At 60.8% G+C, this 18,433-nt stretch carries 18 protein-coding genes and 1 pseudogene; 4 read left to right on the top strand and 15 right to left on the bottom strand.

What is annotated here, in order from left to right; translation table 11 throughout:
• The first annotated feature begins 29 nt into the window (after window positions 1-29).
• Window positions 30-2,102, top strand: coding sequence for a hypothetical protein (locus EAV90_RS27845; RefSeq protein ID WP_129145300.1), 2,073 nt, complete (start codon window positions 30-32; stop codon window positions 2,100-2,102).
• A gap of 138 nt (window positions 2,103-2,240) precedes the next feature.
• A complete protein-coding gene (locus EAV90_RS27840; protein WP_129145299.1) occupies window positions 2,241-3,707 on the top strand; it encodes an exopolysaccharide biosynthesis polyprenyl glycosylphosphotransferase in 1,467 nt (488 codons plus the stop codon).
• A gap of 55 nt (window positions 3,708-3,762) precedes the next feature.
• Here the strand turns inward: EAV90_RS27840 and EAV90_RS27835 are convergent, their stop codons facing one another.
• The gene (locus EAV90_RS27835) at window positions 3,763-4,131 is read right to left on the bottom strand and encodes an H-NS histone family protein (RefSeq protein WP_129145298.1); all 369 of its coding nucleotides are present in this window, start codon (window positions 4,129-4,131) and stop codon (window positions 3,763-3,765) included.
• A gap of 723 nt (window positions 4,132-4,854) precedes the next feature.
• Here EAV90_RS27835 and EAV90_RS27830 point away from each other — a divergent pair.
• Complete coding sequence (locus tag EAV90_RS27830; RefSeq protein ID WP_129145297.1) at window positions 4,855-5,238, top strand: H-NS histone family protein; 384 nt, start codon at window positions 4,855-4,857, stop codon at window positions 5,236-5,238.
• Window positions 5,239-5,374: 136 nt separating this feature from the next.
• Here the strand turns inward: EAV90_RS27830 and EAV90_RS27825 are convergent, their stop codons facing one another.
• The 3 genes from EAV90_RS27825 to EAV90_RS27815 are packed head-to-tail and all read right to left on the bottom strand — an operon-like array spanning window position 5,375 to window position 7,931.
• The gene (locus EAV90_RS27825; protein WP_245509628.1) at window positions 5,375-6,451 is read right to left on the bottom strand and encodes a nucleotidyltransferase family protein; all 1,077 of its coding nucleotides are present in this window, start codon (window positions 6,449-6,451) and stop codon (window positions 5,375-5,377) included.
• Window positions 6,438-7,634 carry a PqqD family peptide modification chaperone gene (locus EAV90_RS27820; RefSeq protein ID WP_245509627.1) on the bottom strand — a complete coding sequence of 399 codons (1,197 nt, stop codon included), beginning with the start codon at window positions 7,632-7,634 and terminating at the stop codon, window positions 6,438-6,440. The genes EAV90_RS27825 and EAV90_RS27820 overlap by 14 nt, the downstream gene beginning before the upstream one ends.
• Window positions 7,635-7,685: 51 nt before the next feature.
• Window positions 7,686-7,931: a hypothetical protein gene (locus tag EAV90_RS27815; RefSeq protein WP_129145296.1), complete on the bottom strand. Its 246-nt coding sequence runs from the start codon at window positions 7,929-7,931 to the stop codon at window positions 7,686-7,688.
• A gap of 690 nt (window positions 7,932-8,621) precedes the next feature.
• Between EAV90_RS27815 and EAV90_RS27810 the strand changes: the two genes are divergently transcribed.
• Window positions 8,622-8,837: a hypothetical protein gene (locus EAV90_RS27810; protein WP_122402096.1), complete on the top strand. Its 216-nt coding sequence runs from the start codon at window positions 8,622-8,624 to the stop codon at window positions 8,835-8,837.
• Between the two features lie 441 nt (window positions 8,838-9,278).
• Here the strand turns inward: EAV90_RS27810 and EAV90_RS27805 are convergent, their stop codons facing one another.
• The 11 genes and pseudogenes from EAV90_RS27805 to EAV90_RS27755 form a co-directional block, all read right to left on the bottom strand.
• Window positions 9,279-9,578 carry a hypothetical protein gene (locus EAV90_RS27805; protein ID WP_129145295.1) on the bottom strand — a complete coding sequence of 100 codons (300 nt, stop codon included), beginning with the start codon at window positions 9,576-9,578 and terminating at the stop codon, window positions 9,279-9,281.
• A 237-nt stretch (window positions 9,579-9,815) separates the two neighbouring features.
• Window positions 9,816-10,571: an amino acid ABC transporter ATP-binding protein gene (locus tag EAV90_RS27800; RefSeq protein WP_129145294.1), complete on the bottom strand. Its 756-nt coding sequence runs from the start codon at window positions 10,569-10,571 to the stop codon at window positions 9,816-9,818.
• 17 nt (window positions 10,572-10,588) lie between these two features.
• The gene (locus EAV90_RS27795; RefSeq protein WP_129145293.1) at window positions 10,589-11,365 is read right to left on the bottom strand and encodes an SDR family NAD(P)-dependent oxidoreductase; all 777 of its coding nucleotides are present in this window, start codon (window positions 11,363-11,365) and stop codon (window positions 10,589-10,591) included.
• Complete coding sequence (locus EAV90_RS27790) at window positions 11,362-12,360, bottom strand: NAD-dependent epimerase/dehydratase family protein (protein WP_129145292.1); 999 nt, start codon at window positions 12,358-12,360, stop codon at window positions 11,362-11,364. The genes EAV90_RS27795 and EAV90_RS27790 overlap by 4 nt, the downstream gene beginning before the upstream one ends.
• Window positions 12,361-12,363: 3 nt before the next feature.
• Window positions 12,364-13,035 carry an amino acid ABC transporter permease gene (locus EAV90_RS27785; RefSeq protein ID WP_129145291.1) on the bottom strand — a complete coding sequence of 224 codons (672 nt, stop codon included), beginning with the start codon at window positions 13,033-13,035 and terminating at the stop codon, window positions 12,364-12,366.
• Window positions 13,036-13,044: 9 nt separating this feature from the next.
• On the bottom strand, window positions 13,045-13,716 hold the full coding sequence (locus EAV90_RS27780; RefSeq protein WP_129145290.1) for an amino acid ABC transporter permease: 672 nt from the start codon (window positions 13,714-13,716) through the stop codon (window positions 13,045-13,047).
• A 56-nt stretch (window positions 13,717-13,772) separates the two neighbouring features.
• On the bottom strand, window positions 13,773-14,606 hold the full coding sequence (locus tag EAV90_RS27775) for a substrate-binding periplasmic protein (protein ID WP_164937131.1): 834 nt from the start codon (window positions 14,604-14,606) through the stop codon (window positions 13,773-13,775).
• A gap of 59 nt (window positions 14,607-14,665) precedes the next feature.
• On the bottom strand, window positions 14,666-15,586 hold the full coding sequence (locus EAV90_RS27770) for an allantoinase PuuE (protein WP_129145288.1): 921 nt from the start codon (window positions 15,584-15,586) through the stop codon (window positions 14,666-14,668).
• Between the two features lie 5 nt (window positions 15,587-15,591).
• The gene (locus EAV90_RS27765; RefSeq protein WP_129145287.1) at window positions 15,592-16,104 is read right to left on the bottom strand and encodes an ureidoglycolate lyase; all 513 of its coding nucleotides are present in this window, start codon (window positions 16,102-16,104) and stop codon (window positions 15,592-15,594) included.
• Between the two features lie 213 nt (window positions 16,105-16,317).
• Window positions 16,318-17,052, bottom strand: coding sequence for a GntR family transcriptional regulator (locus EAV90_RS27760; RefSeq protein WP_208738546.1), 735 nt, complete (start codon window positions 17,050-17,052; stop codon window positions 16,318-16,320).
• Between the two features lie 1,119 nt (window positions 17,053-18,171).
• Window positions 18,172-18,433, bottom strand: a pseudogene (locus tag EAV90_RS27755) (IS701 family transposase); the annotation flags it as partial.

The raw sequence follows: 18,433 nt of genomic DNA, 5'->3' as shown, positions 1-18,433 counted from the left end.
AGAAACGCCAAGCCCGCGAGGTGCGTCGCATGCTCGTCAGGTTCCTGATGGCGGCACTCCTGGTGTCCGTCGCCGTGGCTTTTGCAATGCCCGAGATCCCGCAAGCGCGAGCTCTATGCTCCGCTGTTCTCGCGATCGCGGTGCTGGCAACCGCAGTTTTCACCTCGTCTTCCACAATCGCGCGCCTGGTACGACGGTTACGCCCCCTTCTCCTCGTCGTTCTCGTTGCACCGGCGATCTACATGACCCTCCAGCTCGCTCCAATTCCTGTCCACGGCCTCGGCAATCCGATATGGGAAACCGCATCGGCCGCATTGAATGTCCCCCTTGCCGGACGGCTCACGGTGGACATCGGCGCAACCGTGCAGGCATTCCTGCATTACGGTACTACTGTCGCCCTCGCGCTCATCGCGACCGTCGTCGCGCTGGACAAAGAGCGTGCGTGGCAACTCCTCGCCATGTTGGTCTCGGTCACGGCGATCGTCAGTGCGTGCTTGCTCGTGCGGCAGGCGGTAGGATCGGACGGTCTCTCGCCCGGCGATGCTCCGGTGCTGGCCGTAACCGGCGCAGTACCGGCAGTGCTGGGTCTGGTGCTGTCTGCAGCGATGCTGGCCCGTGCCTTCGAGGAGCGCCGCCGGGCCAAGCAGTTCTCGTTTCGGCTGGCGACCACCCTATCGTTCGCGCTCCTGGCAGCGCTTCTCTGCCTGTCGGCGATCCTTGCCAGGGGAGACGGGACGAGAACTGCCATAGCTGCACTGCTCGGAGTGGGAATCGTTCTCGCCGCGTTCGCGATCCAGAACTGGTTCTATGGGATTTGGGGAATGGCGAGCGTGCTCGCCACGGCTGCAATTCTCTTTCTGGCGGCGTTCACCCTGCTGCCGGTGAGGCAGAATACCGATCTCACGATCGCCCTATCAGCACACAACCTGGCGGCGACTGAACGGATGTTGCAAGATGCCGGCCAGGCGGGGTCCGGCGCCGGAACGTACGCGGCACTGCTGCCGATCCATCGCGATATCGGCGCGCCGTTGTCGCGAGAGCGCCCGACGGCTGCCGCTGCCATCGCAATCGAAATGGGCCGCCCCTTTCTCTATGTCCTGTTGATGCTTGCGGTGCTCGGCGCCGCGGCTTTGCTCAGATGTTCCTTGCGGCGAAGGCGTGACTACGTCTACGCGGCCATTGGGTCCGGCGCTGCGGCTGCGCTGGCCCTGCTGGCCTTGGTCGAGGACGGTATTCTCCAGTTCGGCGCATCGCTGTTGGCTGCCGCGATGTTCGGACTGGCGGTCGCTCAAAGCCAAAGCGATGCAGCGACTGCGGCCTTGCCGTCGCAATCGACGCGGCTCGTAAGTGAGCCGGATAATCCCCGTCCGACATGTGCGCCAACACGCACATACGGGATTGCCAATGCAGCGATGCGTATTGGATTGGGCTTCATCGCAGTGGTTCTGATCGCGCAAACAGTCAGGCTGCTCGCCCAGCCGTCGTATCCGGGCCGTTTCCCGGTTGAAGCGGCACGCGAAGCCCTTCTAAGGGCGCCGCTTCCGAGCTCGCCCCGCGGCGACGGCGATTTGCGTGCGGGGAGGCTGGCTCCTGCGTCGCAGCCCACCGCCAATGAAGCGGCAGCGTCACGGCCGGAGATCGGAGGCGGTCCGGCCGCGCCGATGGTATTGGCACGGGCACTGCAGTATTCGCCGCTACGAGGCGATCTTTGGCTCATGCTCGCGGCGCTATCGAGGGAGCAAAGATCGGCCGACTATGACGTCGCGGCCTTGCTGAAGCTGTCGTACTACACAGCACCAAACGATTTGGCCTTACTTCCGCTACGGCTGACTGTCGCTCTCGGCGAGATCTCGGTCGCAAGCGAGCCCGAACTGCGTGAACTGGTGCAGCGTGACGTCAGGATTGCCCTGACCAAACAACCCAGTCTCCGCCCCGCTCTTATTGCCGCCTATCGATCGGCGTCGGCAGACGGGAAGGGCCTGGTGGACAATCTGATTTCGGAGTGGGATTCAGCCGCTCTTCAGAGCATGCGCAAGGCTCCTTCGCCCGGAACGGAACTCCCTCCGCCCAACAGACCACCCGGCCGCGGGACAGCGCGGTAACTTCCGACGTATTCCGCTCGCTGGACAGGCGACCGAGCATATGCGGCAGCTGGATACCGATATTTAAATAGCGTTATTTTCGCTTGATACATTCAATAAATTAATAATAGATTAAATACTAATCCCGAGTGCCTCGCCATGAACTTCGTGAACCGACACCTCCCCGATCAGAATGATGCGGCTCGTGTCAGTCTCGAGCCGTCAGCATCCCGGCATAAATGGCCCCTGCGTTATGACCGGATCGAACACGTTGCGCTCTGTGCCGATATCGCGACGATTCTGTTTGCCAGCATCGTCTCCACGCTGCTGTACCGGCTCCAGAACGGGCAGACCGGGGGAGACCACGGCAACGCATTTGGCTTGGCACTGGTGAGCGCAGCTTGTCTGGCGTCTGTGCTGAAGGCTCAAGGCCTTTATCGCCCGATTGAGCTCTTCGTGCTCAAGAACCAGGTTCGTGCCGTCTGCGTGACCTGGGCGTCACTGTTGCTCTTGATTTGGGCTGCGTACGGCTTTGCAATTCGCCCGGGCGCATCTCAGGAAGCAGGCCCACTCTTTGCCATCGTCGGCCTGGCGTTACTTGTGGCCGAGCGATGGGGGATCAGGTCGCTGCTGATAAGGGGTCTGAGCGAAAGAAAATTCGCTAGCACCAATATCGTTCTAATCAGCGACCAACCGCTTTCGAAGAACGCCGGGCTGCCGGAGGCCCTGGCTATGCACGGATATTGCGTCAAGGGACGATTCAGCCTGCCGCCGATCGGCTTCGGGCCTGCCGGTCGAAAGCGGCTCACTTCTCGCGTGATCGACTATATTCGCAACGCTCCGCTCGACCAGGTGGTGGTCGAGGCCAGTCCCGAGCGATGGCCCGAGCTCCGGGCGCTGGTCGCCGATCTCCGGGTATTGCCGTTCCCGATCGTGTTCGTGCCCGTCGGCACGACATCCGAACTGCTTCGACATCCGACTCGGAGCCTTGGAAGCGCCGTTTGCGTTGAACTACAGCGCGGTCCCCTAAGCTCCCTCGAATGCGCGGCCAAGCGGATCATTGATGTTGTCGGCGCGGGGCTCGCGCTGGCGATATCTGCACCGCTGCTTGTGCTGGCTGCAGTCGCAATCAAGCTGGATTCTCCCGGCCCCGTATTCTTCCGACAGCAGCGCTGTGGCTTCAACGGCCGGACATTCTTGATCCGCAAATTCCGGACCATGCATGTGCTCGAGGACGGCAACGTGATCGCTCAGGCCACTCCTCTCGACCGACGCGTCACCCGCGTGGGCAAATGGCTGCGTCGGACGAGCTTCGATGAACTGCCGCAACTGCTCAATGTTCTCGAGGGCAGTATGTCACTGGTGGGCCCGCGTCCCCACGCCCTGGCCCACGACGGACAGTTTGACAAGCTCGTGCGAAACTACGCCTTTCGCCGCAAGGTCAGGCCGGGGCTGACGGGATGGGCCCAGGTCCACGGCTGCCGCGGCGCAACGCCCACCGCGCCCATGATCGAGGCACGTGTACAGTACGATCTCTGGTACATCGACAATTGGAGTCTTCAGCTGGATCTCGCAATCCTGTTGCGAACCCCCATGGAAGTATTGCGGGGGCGCAACGCCTACTAGCCTCGATCTCCGCGCGAAGCGCCGAGCTGCGCCAGTCCGCAGGCGCAGCTCGTTCTCACGCCCGCTGCCGAAGCTTCGGAGCCGCTTCTCCGATACGAAACTCCTCGATCCGACGGCCGGATTTCATCGCGGCCACCAACCAACGTGGGCGCTTGCCACGTCCCGACCAGGTTTCGGAAGTCTGCGGGTTACGATATTTCGGCAGTACGCGCGGATATTTGCGCCTCGGTTTGCCGGTCGGAGAGACGCCCTGCCCGTTTGCTTCGGCTAACACGGCCATCCCGCCGCCGAGAACCGCCAGACGCTTCTCCAGTTCCTCCTTTTCCGCCTTGATCCGATCCGACAAAATGCCGCTAATTTCCTCATGAAGCGACCATAGATCATCAATGGACATCGCTTCTAGTTCGAGCTTCTTGGTGGACATGCTAGCATCCTGTAGTTGCGCCCATTTAATATTGTCCCGGCCGGGTAATCAAGAACCCGACTGGGTCAGTCCCCCAAAAAATATGTGGAACCGAACAGCAGTTCGGTGCTCCACATAACTGCGTCGCCGGTTCCAATCAAGACTGAAAAAGGGATTATCCCGCTCAATTTAATAGCGGCCAAAGTAACAACACGCGTCCTACGGGCACGGAGGCCCCTTTTCAAACGAACCACGGCTCATTGAACGAGGCCTGATAGCCGTCTGCCGCGCCGCGCCCCCGGCGAGCATGACCGGCGCGCAAGACCGCCTTTCTTCGCTGATAATCCCCGCGAAATGCGGCCGTCAGCCCGCTGCAACCGCGAGCTTATGACTGCGATGTCCCTCAGAGCGAGCCGTCGCAGCTGGATTTGCAGCTTCAAAGCCTGGATGTCGGTCGATGCCGCCGAGGGAGCGACAAACCGACCGATCGCCGCCTGAAGACGCACCAGCGGGCAGTCGATAATGTCCGATGTTTCTTTTCGAACCTGCAGCAAGATTTTCTCGCCTTCGGTAAATCGATGAAAATAATCCTCGCAATATATATTAAATAATATATTATTTATTTATTATCGCGTCAATTTGAAAGACCAGCCTTGGTCCCGTCTGTTATTCGCCGCTCGAAAAGCCATATTCGGGGTGAGAGACAAGCAGGGAGGGCGTCGGTCCAACGGTGACGAGAATGCTATGCACAGGCAGGATCTCGAAGCCATGGATTTTGAAGAACTATGGCTCCTCCACGAGGAGCTAACAAAGATTCTTGCTGAAAAGATCACGGCCGAGAAGCGGGAGCTGGAAAAGCGCCTCGCGCAACTCAATCAACCGGATCAATTCGGTGGGCCGGAGGGCGAGGCGACGGGGACGGGCCCGAGCCAGCCGCCCCGGCGCAAATACCCGAAGGTCGTGCCGAAATACTTCAACCCCCTCAAACCGACCGAGACCTGGTCTGGGCGCGGCAAGCAGCCACGCTGGCTGGTCGCCGCGCTCCAATCAGGACACACCCTGGAGGAGTTCAGGATTCGCGAGAACGGCGAAGCGTCCAACCGGAATGCCGGCGGTCACGAGCATTGATGGCCCCCGCTGCAAATGCCGGCAGGCGCGAGATCGTTCGGCTCGACGGATCGGGAGCTACCAGCTGGCTCCGCACGCGGCGGATTGAAGACGTCGGCCTGGGAAATCCGCCGCGCCGACCGAAAGCGCTTGTGGTTTAGACCTTCCCTGCGCGCACCGCCACGGCCGCCCTCAACAGGAACTGCACGGTACCCGCTCTCGGCAAGGACCATAGTCCACGCGGACGCGCGGCAGCTTGCTGGGCGCCACTTGCCGCTTTTCGATAGTTTCCGAGATCCAGCGCCGTCATTGCGAGGAAGGGCAGGCGCGTGGCCGGAAAGCGTGCTTGCATCAACTGTCGCATGAACTGCAGCCGGGGAATCAGTCGGGAGCGCAGCGCTCGCGGAATCTCGACGCCAAGCAGCTCAGCAAGAGCGAGCAGCTGGGTTTCGACCGCGTTCCTCATCAATTCGCCCGGGACAAGTGAGGTAAGCTCCATCCAATCGAGGCCCCCGGCGGAATTGTTTAGATCGCGTAATTCGATCAGGTGCCGCAGGTCGAGGTCGCCGAGCCAGTAACCATAGTCTTGAAATTGGTCATGGATGATCAGCATGAGCGCCCGGTAGGCGGGCGTAGGGACATACACGCGTCCCCGTCCCAGCGCCGCTGGGACGCAATGGTTCAGCGCATGCCCGAAGCTCCGGTAGAGGTACGCGGGACCTGGAGCTGCCTGCTGCAGGTCGATGGTCCCGACGTCCTGCAACCGATTCAACTCGACGTGCCATCTCTGGCTTTCGGGCGGGGTTTGATACTCGATATGGTAGCCAATTGCAGAGAGAGCGGCGATTGCCGTTGCGGCTTCGTCCGGCATGACCATAATATCCAGATCGGACATCAGCCGAACGCCTCGCCGCTCTTCGGGCGCGGTCGCCAGTGTCGATGCCCCCTTGAGCATGATCGGCGTAATTCCCAGGCCGTTCATCGCGACGACGGCCTCTTCCAGTTGAGCGAGCAACCGATCGTTGCGCAGCACGTTTCGGCGGTGGATATGGCGAATATATGTGCAGACGTCCTGAGGCAGCACCGACGCGAACTTGTCGACAAAGTCGATGAGCGCCGGCGTCGTCAGGGTCTGATTTGCGAGCCCGATGACGGACGTCCACTCTACATCGGCGGGCGGCATGCCTCGCAAGCAATTGCAGAGGCTCGTGAGCGCGCCGCTATGCCTTGCCATTGCACAATTCCATGAGCAAGCGCCGAGCCTCCACGGCCTCGCAGTAGGTGAGTTGAAGGGATCGCGCGCCCGCAACAATCCGCTTTAGAGCGAAAAAACCGGTCTGCGACAGTCTTCCGTCAGCAGCAAATGCGTTCTCGATGAGCCGCTTCATCGAATCCAACTGATCTATCGCAGTCAGTTCGGCCGGACCGCCCGCGACCCGGTTCAAGAAGATGATCCAGCCTGCGGAAACGCATTGGTCCTGCGCATCCGCGATGGGTAGGTACCGCACCCGAACGCCGTCGGAGCGGCAATGCGTCGCGTCGTACCGGTCGCCATGTAGTCGCGAGAGCAAGCCCCACGATCCTTCCTTTAGGGTGATCGCAAACGGGATTCCGCAGATCGTTCCGTCAGCGCCGACCAGCGCAACGTCATCGCCGGCGTAGCGAAATCCGGCGTCCACCAGCTGCAGTGTGAGGGTCGACTTTCCGGCTCCCGGTTGACCGCACAACAGCAGGCCCATGCCGTCTTTCACGAGGGAAGCGGCATGAAGGGAGAAGACCCAACGATTGCTTCGAATAAGCCGCTCGGTGACGTGAGCTTTGATTGTAGGAGCCAGTGCTTCGACGTCACATCTGGAGATGCTGGAATCCTCTCTGCGCAAGAGCACCTGCTCGTCCAGCATCATTGCCTCGATCGCGATGTCGCCGTCCCCGCCCTGGTCCGACACACAAAATGGCGAAAGCAGCCGCCTCAAGAGGTCCCGATTTGCCGCTCGGACGCTTATTCTGTGCCGACCTAGATTAGCCGAGAAGGCGAAATCGGTCGGCATTCGCCAATCGACTTCGAGCAACGCTCGATCGATCCAGACATTTACGACCTGTCGCGTGAACCGGCGTGCCGTGTGCTCGTCAATGCCGAGCTCCGCAAGTCCCTGATAGACGTCTTGCAGAGAGGCGCCTTGCGCCAACTTACACCAAATGAATGCCCCTACCCGGTCGAGTTCAAAGATCTTCTGCCCTGCCTCGCTGAACAGCATTGATCGACCGTCGAGCAGCGCAAACACTGCATCCGGGGCCGGTCTCAACACCATCTCTGCCGACGATCTTTCCAGCACGACTTCAACCAATGTGAACAAATCTGCCTCGCCCTGCACCGGCGAGGCGGCGACAGCGTCCGGGATGCGCTGTTTTGGCGGCACCCGACAAACGGACGGCCTTCGCCTGCACTTTCGAAATGACAATCCAGTCGGTCATGCCGCAAGCTGACCGTCCTTGCCCCTTTCTTGCGGAGAAATCTTCAACACCTGCTCTCCAAGAAGGCTCGCTTTCGCGATCAACCGATGAGCGTCCAAGAGGTACCGATAAGCTTCGCGATCGGCACTCCGCTCTCTCAGAATGCGCTCCTTCTCGCCAATGCTTACCAACTCTGCGCGCATCTGAGCCAATTGCGGTGTCTCCGAGGTGAGGTCGTGCCCGTTAAGAATTAATTCCCACATCGTCTCCTCCAGCCGAAGAAACTTGGACGAGTTTAGCTTACGTGATCGGCAGCAATTAACAACGAGATTTATATATTTAGCTTACAATCAAAATTTGTTTCATATTTGAACCTCGCGCGACCATTCCATACACACAAACCGCAGCACGCACAGAACCGCCATCGAGGATAGGGCTGCTGAAGCCTAAGGGAGAGGCACTGATGGTTTCAGCAATGCATCGCGCCGCGCAAAAAAATAAATCTGCCGAGAGTCGCAAATCGGACCGACAGAGCAAATTTTAATTTGCACATTAAATGCAAACAGAGAATATTAACGAATTACGCAGTGGGGAGTGAAACGAGTGATGCGATTGGCCGATCCGTCCGTCGAGAGGAAGAAAATGGTTTCGTCGCGAGCGGACCATTCCGCACGAAGTCTCAGGCATTTCCACACGACAATTGTCAGGGGCCTTCCAGAAGCTTTCGGTTGAGGTCGCAGCACCATTCAGCGTTGCCGCACGAAGCCGGCGGCATCCCAAGAAATCGCCAAGCAGGAATCCGGTCGGTTGGAGAAGCGTCGTCACGAGCAAGCTGCCCTTTGCTCGAACAACGACCCCAGGTGCGATGCCCCCCAAGTCACCCGCACCGACGAGAGCGCGCTCCAGCCGACCGGCCCTTTTACTCGACAGATACGTGTTTCAGGGAGGCTCGTATGGGCATGGTCATGGTCAAGTGTCCGCAAACCGGTCGCGCGATTCCCACCGGCATCAAATCCGATCGCGAGACTTTCCTGCGGAGCATCGTGTTCTTCGGCAATACTCGTTGTCCGATCTGTCAGGCCAATCACAACTGGTTCGCCCGCGAGGCCTGGGTCGAAGAGCCAATTGTCCGGACGGCGGAGATTCTTGGAGCGGCTCCCTCGTGCTGAGCCAAATGACGAGTCTGTTTCAGAGAGGCGCCCAAATTCTCATTTTCCGATGCACGCATCTTGTTGCGACGCAGCAAGATAATGCGCGAAATTATTTCCGCGTATCGTCGTAAAGCGAACGGACGGCCCGAGCACCCATCGCTTAGACCTCATTGGCACGTCATCACAAATCCGAGCTTCCCGTCACGGATTCGACAAGGGCCTGTTTGGGGGTGTTTGTAGTGAGTAGTGGGGTTTGCAGCCTGGCAGTTCTGCGTCACACAACAATCGAGCTCGTTAGCCTGCTCGCTCAATTGCAGCGGCTCCGGGAGAAAGTTCGAAGGGCGGAAGCGCGGCGCGTCCGAGAAAGACGACGATCAGCGTCGGCGTCGCGCGCGCGAAGGCTCCGAGCAACGAGCTATCGCACGCGAGTGCGCCCGTGACAGCGATCACCTGCGAGCGTCATATTCGGCGTTGGGCGTCGGGATCGGCGATGTATTCGCGATACTCCTCAAAATTTTCGTCGAGCCGAATGGAGCGGCTGATGCCTGGCTGGTCCACCATCATGCTATTGATGGAGCCTTGAAGATCGGCAAGCCCATCGTCCTCTTTCAGATAGAGCTCGATAACGATTTCCGGTGGGGGTTGGGGCTTCTTGGCCCGGTGGCTTGCAACGAATTCGGCCACAACCTCGGCATTGAAAAGAAACGGGTGCATTTCATAAGCGGCTGGTCGCCGGCCCAATTGGCAGTTGAGGGCCAAATTGATCGCCTCCCACAGTGGCGCTCGTGACGAGAGGTTTCGAGAATCATATCGCCCGGAGCGCTTCCGCCTTTCCCCACATCCGCCAGACCTGCATCCAATCTTTCGCATGACGCTTAGCGGAACTTAGCTCTTCGCCCTTAGTGACATACGCAGAGCCACGAAGCTTGAGTCGAAGGAAGAAGCTGTTTCCATGGTAGGACAGCAGCAGCCATCGCGCTTCTTCCCACCTTGTGACTAGTGCATAATCTGCTTCAGGAATGCGCGCGTGCGCTGGTGCTTGGGATTCGAGAAGAACTCCTGAGGCAATCCCTCTTCGACAATGAGCCCGGCGTCCATGAACACCACCCGGTCCGCAACGGTGCGGGCAAATCCCATCTCGTGCGTCACGCATACCATGGTCATTCCCTCACGCGCGAGCGAAACCATGACGTCGAGCACCTCCTGGACCATCTCCGGATCCAGCGCTGACGTCGGTTCGTCGAACAGCATGATCTTCGGCTTCATGCAAAGTGCTCGCGCAATCGCGACGCGCTGCTGCTGTCCGCCGGACAGCTGGCTCGGATATTTGTCCGCATGCTCGGCGATCCGCACCCGCGCCAGAAACTGCCTCGCCGTTGCTTCGGCTTCCGGCTTGGGGATCTTGCGGATCTTGACCGGCGCAATCATCAGGTTCTGCAGCACAGTCAGATGCGGAAACAGGTTGAACTGCTGAAACACCATCCCGACATCGCGGCGGACCAGGTCAACGTTCTTGGTGGAGTGGTCAAGCTCCACCCCATTCACGATAATCCTTCCGTCCCGATGCTCCTCCAGCCGATTGATGCAGCGGATCATGGTCGACTTGCCGGAGCCGGAGGGACCACACACCACCACGCGCTCGCCCCGTGCCACGGAAAAATCGATCCCCTTCAACACCTGGGTCGCGCCGTACCATTTGCTGACACCCCGCAGATCGATTACGGGGGCTGCGGTTTCAGTATCGGGGGTCATCGATGTCTCCGTGCCTGTCATGCGGCCATCCAGCCGCCGTCGACGAGAATGTTCTCTCCGGTAATGAAGGTGGCCTCGTCGGAAGCCAGAAACAGCGCCGTGTTTGCCACGTCGTCGGGCACGCCCAGGCGCGGCATCGGCGTCCGGCTGCTGGAATAGTCCATCCAGCGCGGCTCCGCCGCACGCCCCGGCTTGCCGGTCACGATTTTCCCAGGCGCAACGGCATTGCAGACAATATGATGCTTCGCATAGTCCGCCGCGATCTGCCGGGTGATGTAGACCACGCCGGACTTCGAAGTGCCGTAGGCAACGTCCTCCGGGCAGGCGATCATGCCGTGCTGGGACGAGATATTGACCATCCGTCCGCGTACGCCGTTGTGTGCGTCCTGCCTCAGCATCGTCGCAACCGCTGCCTTGCTCATCAGGAAGACGCCGGTGAGATTAACCGCAAACGTCCGGTTCCACTCCGCAAGGCTGGTCTCGAGCAATGGCTTGCCGATGCCGATGGCCGCATTGTTGACGAGACCGTCGAGCCGCCCAAACTTCTCCACGGCGAGCGCGACCGCCTGACCTGTGTCGGTCTCGGAGGAGACGTCGGTGCGAATGAATTCCGCCTCGTAGCCGTCCGCCCGCAGCCGATCGATGGTCGGCACGCCGCCCTCGCGAACATCGGTGGTGACATCGGCGAGAACCAGCCGCGCGCCTTCGGCCGCAAACCGGCACGCGATGGCACGCCCAATTCCGGACGAGGCGCCGGTGATCACGATGGACTTGCCGAGTAACCGCCCCGTCATGACGTGCCTCCCGATGATGCAGCGCAATCGAGACCCATCCAGGACAGATAATCCGCAGCCGCAGCGTCCACGGGATAGGCCGGGTTGAACCCGGTGTCGCGCGCGAGACGCACAATGCTCATCGGCGCGCGATCAACAGGCAGATTGTAGATGATGCCGGCAGCCTCGCCCGGTTCGGCGCAGCGCCAACGGAAATCCGGAAAGCGGCTTGCCAGCGCGCGGCACCAGTCCTGCAGGTCGGACAGGCAACCGCCACCGACGTGATAGACTGCATGGCGCAGGGCCTCATTCATGGCGACTGCCGCGATACCGGCGGCGGCATCTCGCGAATAGATCCAATCGGCACGCATCGCGCGCGGCAGCACCGCCTCGCGACCAGATTTGAGTGCCTGCAGGACCTGGTGATGCGGGCTGAGCGCATCGCGCACCTCGGTCGACCATTCCCAGGGACCATAGACGGGGCCGAGCCGGACGATCCGCGTGTCACGGCCGTGGAGATGAGCGATCCTGATCGCCGCCTGTTCCGCCGCAAGCTTGCTGATGCCGTAGAGCGCGGCGGGCGCCGGATGACTGATCTCCTCCTCAAAACAGCCTGAGGGGGCAGGTGCAGAGAACCCGTAGACGGCAACAGAACTCACCACAACGATACGTCGAATTCCGCCATGCGCGATCGCGCGCTCCATCAAGTTGACGGTACCGCCGATATTGATCTCGACGATCCGCCGAGCGTCCTTGCGTTCGCGCTGCTCGTTCGGTGTCACCGCAGCCGCGTGAACCACCCGGTCGATCGGCGCGGCGGCGAGCGCCGCGTCGAGATCGGTTTTGTCCGTAACATCGCCGCTGACATAGACCGCGCCCGCAAGCTCGGGCCGCGCCAGCCACAGCGGCGGAGCCGCCGGCAGGTCGAACAGCACGACGCGCTGGCCTGCCGCCAGCAAACGTTCCGCCAGCGCAAGTCCGATGAATCCTGCACCACCCGTGATCAGCGTGGCCATGACTTAGCGTGCCACAAGGGCCTGCCGCTCCAGACGCGCGACCCAACGCGCGATCGGATACAGCAGGACCAAGAAGATCACCGCAGCCGCCATCAGCGGCGTCGGATTGTAGGTCTGCTCCTGAGCGACACGCGCCGAGCGCAGAAGCTCAGGCAGTGCGACCAACGCACCGATCGAGGTGGTCTTGACCAGCTCCAATGAATTGCTGGCCAGCGGCGCCAGCACATTGCGTACGGCCTGCGGCAGGACGATGTAGAGCACGACATGCAGCGGCTTGAAGCCCAGCGCGCGCGCCGCCTCGTACTGGCCGCGAGGCACGGACTCGATGCCCGCGCGAAATATCTCGCCATAGTAGCCGGAATTGTTGAGCACGATCGCGAGAACGGCGGCAGCAAATCCGCCCAGAGTCAACCCGAGGAACGGCAGGCCGTAGAACACCAGGATCAGCAGCACGACCACCGGAAACGCCCGGAAGACATCGATATGGACCAGTAGGGCGACATTCAGCCAGCGATGATGGAAGCTGTAGGCCACAGCGATAGACAGGCCCAGCAGGAGGCCGAGCGGCAGCGCCACCAGCGCCAGCGCGATGGTGTAAAGCAGGCCCTGCAGCAGCAGCGGATAGACCCGCATCAGCGCGTCGATATCGGCAAAATTGTCCAGCAGCGCTTGCATGGCCCTCTCTCATCGTCCCTGCGCTGATCGCCGCTCGATCCAGCGGCTGGCGACCACGAGCGGCAGAAAGAACAGCACGTAGAAGGCGGCGGCGAGCGTCAGTGGCGAGGGATTCGCGACTATCGCAGTTACGCTCTGCGCCTGCCCCAGCGTCTCCGGCAACGACACCGCAGTGCCCAGTGCGGTGCCCTTGCTGATCGAGATCGCCCGGTTGGTCAGAAGCGGCACCGACAGCCGGACGGCCTGAGGCAGGATGATCTCCAGCAACGTGCGCACCCGGCCAAACCCGAGAGCGCTCGCGGCATCCCACTGTCCACGGGGGACCGCCATGATGGCCGACCAGAATATCTCGGTGCTGAACGCCGACAGCACCATCGCCAGCGACAGCACCGTGGTCACGAACGGCGAGAGGGTGAGGCCCACATAAGGCAGGCCGAAATAGATGAACACGATGATGACGAGTTGCGGCAGCGTCCGCAGAACGTCCACGTAAACGACGATCAACGCATTCAACAGCCGCAAATTGGCACAACGCAGCAGCGCCAGCAGCAGCCCCGTCGCGATGCCGAACAGGATAATCAGCAGCGCGACGGCGACCGTCACGCGAAAGCCCGCCAGCACGTTCGGAAACGCGAGTGCGATGACCTTCGGATTAAAATAGTACTCGAGAATGCGGTCCATCGGCTGTCACTATCGTGGCGGCCGGACCGCTCTTGCGATCCGGCTGTGGTGCCCCGCTACTTCTTGCAGGCCGGAACATGGGCGGCCGGCTCGAAGCCCTTGAAGCCGGGAGGCCCGTAGCCGAAATACACCGTCTCGATTGCCGAGCCGGCATCTGGAGTGGCCCCGTACCACTTCTCGTGCAGCTTGCGCAGCCGCCCGTCGAGTTTCATGCATTCGATCACGTCCTCGACCTTGTTGCGATACTCGGTGTCCTCCAGGCGGAACGCATAAGCGAAGTTGCGCCCGTTGAAGTCCTTGTAACCGACCTTGATCGCCTTGTTCTGGCTGGCGGCATACACGGTTGTGGGGATTTCGTTCAGCGCAGTGAACGCGCGCCGGGTCAGCACGGCCTGCACGCTATCCGGAAAGGTGTCGTAACGCTGCACCTCGAATCCGTACTTCTCGGCATTCGCCGTTGCCCAGGTGTCCGAGATGGTGCCGCGGTTCACCGCCACCGCCTTGCCCTTCAGGTCGTCAAAGCCCTTCATCTCGTCGGCGGCGCGAACCAGAAAGCCGTTTCCGGTGGTGAATAGCGGCTCGGTATAGAGCATCCGCTCGGAGCGCTCGGCTGTCAGGTTCAGCGGGTTGACCAGGAATTCGACCCGCTTGGCAAACAATGCCGCAAATAGTCCGGAGAAGTTAATATCCACGATCTCGACCTTGGGGCGGCCGAGTGCCTTACCGATCTCGTTGATCAGATCCACGCCGAAGCCTTCGGGACCGCTCGCGCCTCGCACCATCCAGGGTGCGACACCGAAATCGGACGCGACAACCAGTGGCTTGTCGGAGGGGTGATCCGCCTCCTGGGCATGAGCCTGAATCCCGCACGCGACCTGGGCGCCGGCCATGATCAGCGCGATTGCAAGAAGCTTCGATCGGAGCGTCATCGGTCGGGTCCTTCCATGGGTCAAGACTTTCGGGGTTGTGCGGGATGAGTGGCAATCCAATGCCGGGCAATGTCGACGCGTCGGCACACCCACACCGCGTCATGCGTGGCGACGTGGTCAAGAAAGCGCGCGAGGCCCGCGGCGCGTCCCGGATGACCGACGATCCGGGTGTGGAGGCCTACCGACATCATCTTCGGCGCGGTCGCGCCCTCAGCATGGAGCATGTCGAAGGCATCCCTCAGGTAGACGAAGAAATCGTCAGCGGTCGTCATCGCGCCACGGATGAACTTGGCATCGTTGTTGACCAGACCATAGGGGACGACCAGGTGCGGCTTGCCGCCGACCGTTGTCCAGTACGGCAACTCGTCATTGTAGGCGTCGGAATCATAGAGGAAGCCTCCCTCCTCGACCACCAGTCGGCGTGTGTTCACGCCGGCGCCGTAGCGGCAATACCAGCCGAGAGGCCGCTCGCCCGTCGTCCGCGTAAGGCTCGCAATCGTCTTTCTGATCCGCTCGCGCTCCTCATCCTCGCCAAGACGTTGGTGCCGCTCCCAGCGCCAGCCATGGGCGCAGACATCGTATCCAAGCTCGCCGATGGCCGCGGCCGCTTCCGGGTTGCGCTCCAGCGCGAGGGCGCAACCCATGACGGTGGCCGTCATGCCGCGCTCTGAGAGTAACCGGATCAGCCGCCAGAAACCGACGCGGCTGCCATACTCGAACATCGATTCCGCAGCGAGATCGCGCCCTTCAAAGCCTCCCCCGCCGCCCTCCGTCAGCGCCGCCTCGGTGACGCCGTCGCCATCGGCAAACGAAGCCTCCGATCCTTCTTCGTAATTGACGCAGATGTTGAGCGCGATGCGAGCGCCGCCGGGCCATTTCGGATCCGGCGGGTTGCGTCCATAGCCGATAAAATCGCGATTCTGGTCGGCTTGCGCGGTCATGACCGTTACCTTCTACGAAGCTGCGGCGGCATAACGAGGGTCACGGTGGCATCGAGACCGAAGAAAACGTCATCGTTCTGCTGGCCCGTCACCCCCATCGCCACCGCGAATTCCATGGGGGCGTCAAGCACGGTCATGGGATGATGCCACACATTGCGCGCGTAGGTGACGATCTGGTCGGGACCGGCGATGAATCCGCGCAGAGTCGGCAGATCAGGGTCTCCGTCCGATGTCGCAGCGCAGACGACGGCGAGATAGCGCGCGGAACCGAGCGGCACGAAGGTCTGGGCCGAATAGGGGTGCCGCTCCAGCGTGGTCGCCCGCAACGGGAGCTCTCCGAGTGCGGCCGCGCCGCTAATCCAGAGCGAGAATGATTGCGCCTCGTCCGCACAGTTCAGCATGGTCGGAAGGTAACGCCGCCGCTCACCAGTCGGGCGCGAGACCACGTCGCCGAAGGGAGCGAAGGCTTCGGCGGACAGCGGCTCGAGCGAAACTGTGTACGAAGGAGAAGCGATCATTAAGGCTCCAGCCCAGGAAACGATGCAAATAGCACCGCGCGAAGTTCATTATACCAGTGGGATACCATTGGAGCTCGGAGGTACCACCTTGTCAAGGGCGCGAGCCGTGACCTTCTGCCCACATGAACAGCAATCGGAAGTGAAAATTCAGGCAGAATGCGGCGCGCCCCGAACAGGCCTGGTGCCGTTCGGGAAAACTTTCAGTGACGGCGGTCAGCCGTGGCTCTCGGGTAAAAATATCCCGAATGTTTCCAGCATGCCCTGACGGACATTGGTGAGATGCTGGATCATCGCGTGGCGCGCCACCGCTGCGTCTCGCTTGATGATGGCATCAACAATCGCGAGGTGTTCACGACACGCGGGCAACAGCCGTTCGGGACGCCGCTCCACATTGCACATCCTGATCTTGCGGCGGGTCTCTCTGATGAGGGTGGCAAGAGAGCGGTTGCCGCAATGATTGGCGATCTGGTCGTGAATCTCGTCATCCAGCGTCCAGTGCTTGGTCTTGGTGATCACGGCTGTGGACAGGATCTTCTCCAGGCTGGCCTTGATCGGCTGCAGGATATCGAGGCTGATACGGGTTGCAGCAAGCGAGGCCGCCTCGCTTTCGAGAATGAGTCGTAGATGAATTAATTCAAGCAACTCGGCGATACCGATATTGCGCACGATGACCGAGCCATTCGAAAGCTGTTCCAACCTGCCCTCGCCCAGCAGACGGCTGATTCCGGCACGTAGCGGAGTACGCGACACCTTGAGGCGCAGCGCAAGCCGGCGCTCCTCGATGACCTCGCCCGGTCCAAGTTGCCGCGATTCAATCAGATCCAGGAGCTTTCGATAGGTCGCCTCGGTGACGCTGCCGTTCGGCCGAGGGCGCTTCGGTGCCTCTACTGCCGTTGCGCGCGAAGAGGTTGTCGCGGATAAGCGTTTGCGCGCAGTCGATTTGGTCACGTTCGATCCTCGGGCCGCCGTTCGCCAGTAGCAGTTGATAATCGTGCTACCGCGGCTTGTCGAGATACCTCGCCGATAAGCCGAGTGTATCCGATTGGGATACCGCTGGTCGGCCGATTTCGCCATCGGCCGAGTCGACGCCTGGGAGCGCCGCCACGATCAAGTGCACAAAATCGGAGAAGATCGTAATTTGGCGTGGGGAATCGTGGCCCGTGGTAGCGAGGGAGCGAATCGCACGCCCGCTCGAACAATCCGGTTCTGGTTTTGCAGCAAGCGATACCCTGCTGCGACGGCCAGAACAGATCGTCCGTTTTTGCTCACCGAAATATCCAATTCTACGACGAGCACGTAGTCGCCCTGCCCGATCGGATCTGTCCGCTGTATCGAATGGGGTAAAGATACGGAAGCAAGGGGAACTGCCGCTCCTCGAATCGGCTTTGAGCGAGGCATTGGTTATTACGGCCAAGAGCTCGGCAACATTCAACTGATCGACTGGAAGACGGGCCATCTGGAGATCGTGGCTCAGCAGGGCTTTTCCGAAGAGTTTCTCGACTGCTTTCGTCGTGTGACGATCAGGGACGGGTGTGCTTGCGGTCGTGCGCTGTTCAACGGCAGCCCGTCATTCTCGATGACGTCACAAATGGACCTCCGGTTTCTGCTTTTTCGAGACATCGCCGAACGAGCCGGTACAGTCGACCCCGCTGATGACCCGCTCCGGTGCCCTGGTGGGTGTGCTCTCAACCCACGGCAAACATACGCCGAGTGAGGAACAGCTGGGTCTGATCAGGAGCTTAGCGATGCGAACTGCTGGCAGCCGTACTCAGTGGTTGCGCGGCGAAATCGTCATTCCCCGATTTGGATGATCTCGCCTTGCGCCAGCGGCTGCCGAAATAGCAAAGCAGCCGCTCAAAGACTCGAGCCGCGGCGACTCGCGACGCACATGTGGTCTCGGCGACAAGTAGCAATGACGATGTTCGAGGTTGCAGCAATCGGCGCCCTGGCTGCCCGAACTTCGTCGGTTTCGGAGCAAAGCGAACGTAGACACCATATCGAGGCCGCCGGGTTTATGGATACACGGCCTAGCACTACTTTGGCAGATTGTGTTTTCGCCGCTGTTTTTCACGGATTTGCCTTCGGCAATATGGGCAATGCTGAGACTGCGGCCGAAGGATGAGATCGACGATGGCGTGACGTACGGCTGGCATGGTTGGCTGAGGCGGAGGCCCGTAGATTCTTTTTTTTCCGCCCCGCGTGTGCGAGGCGACGATGTTGCAGGAAGGCGTAGGCAATCATTGTCATCAGGGCGTGGCGATGAAGACCTTGCCATGATCGCCCTTCGAAGTGATCAAGTCCAAGTTCCTCCTTCAACTGCTGATGCGCC

Origin of the sequence: Bradyrhizobium vignae, assembly GCF_004114425.1 — a bacterium.
Taxonomy (GTDB): domain Bacteria; phylum Pseudomonadota; class Alphaproteobacteria; order Rhizobiales; family Xanthobacteraceae; genus Bradyrhizobium; species Bradyrhizobium vignae.
This window is presented reverse-complemented; position numbering and strand designations above follow the sequence as displayed.

Coding starts and splice junctions, on each gene's coding strand:
- EAV90_RS27845 (WP_129145300.1), top strand. CDS start 30: ATGCTCGTCAGGTTCCTGATGGCGGCACTCCTGGTGTCCGTCGCCGTG.
- EAV90_RS27840 (WP_129145299.1), top strand. CDS start 2,241: ATGAACTTCGTGAACCGACACCTCCCCGATCAGAATGATGCGGCTCGT.
- EAV90_RS27835 (WP_129145298.1), bottom strand. CDS start 4,131: ATGTCCACCAAGAAGCTCGAACTAGAAGCGATGTCCATTGATGATCTA.
- EAV90_RS27830 (WP_129145297.1), top strand. CDS start 4,855: ATGCACAGGCAGGATCTCGAAGCCATGGATTTTGAAGAACTATGGCTC.
- EAV90_RS27825 (WP_245509628.1), bottom strand. CDS start 6,451: ATGGCAAGGCATAGCGGCGCGCTCACGAGCCTCTGCAATTGCTTGCGA.
- EAV90_RS27815 (WP_129145296.1), bottom strand. CDS start 7,931: ATGTGGGAATTAATTCTTAACGGGCACGACCTCACCTCGGAGACACCG.
- EAV90_RS27810 (WP_122402096.1), top strand. CDS start 8,622: ATGGGCATGGTCATGGTCAAGTGTCCGCAAACCGGTCGCGCGATTCCC.
- EAV90_RS27800 (WP_129145294.1), bottom strand. CDS start 10,571: ATGACCCCCGATACTGAAACCGCAGCCCCCGTAATCGATCTGCGGGGT.
- EAV90_RS27795 (WP_129145293.1), bottom strand. CDS start 11,365: ATGACGGGGCGGTTACTCGGCAAGTCCATCGTGATCACCGGCGCCTCG.
- EAV90_RS27790 (WP_129145292.1), bottom strand. CDS start 12,360: ATGGCCACGCTGATCACGGGTGGTGCAGGATTCATCGGACTTGCGCTG.
- EAV90_RS27785 (WP_129145291.1), bottom strand. CDS start 13,035: ATGCAAGCGCTGCTGGACAATTTTGCCGATATCGACGCGCTGATGCGG.
- EAV90_RS27780 (WP_129145290.1), bottom strand. CDS start 13,716: ATGGACCGCATTCTCGAGTACTATTTTAATCCGAAGGTCATCGCACTC.
- EAV90_RS27775 (WP_164937131.1), bottom strand. CDS start 14,606: ATGGCCGGCGCCCAGGTCGCGTGCGGGATTCAGGCTCATGCCCAGGAG.
- EAV90_RS27770 (WP_129145288.1), bottom strand. CDS start 15,586: ATGACCGCGCAAGCCGACCAGAATCGCGATTTTATCGGCTATGGACGC.
- EAV90_RS27765 (WP_129145287.1), bottom strand. CDS start 16,104: ATGATCGCTTCTCCTTCGTACACAGTTTCGCTCGAGCCGCTGTCCGCC.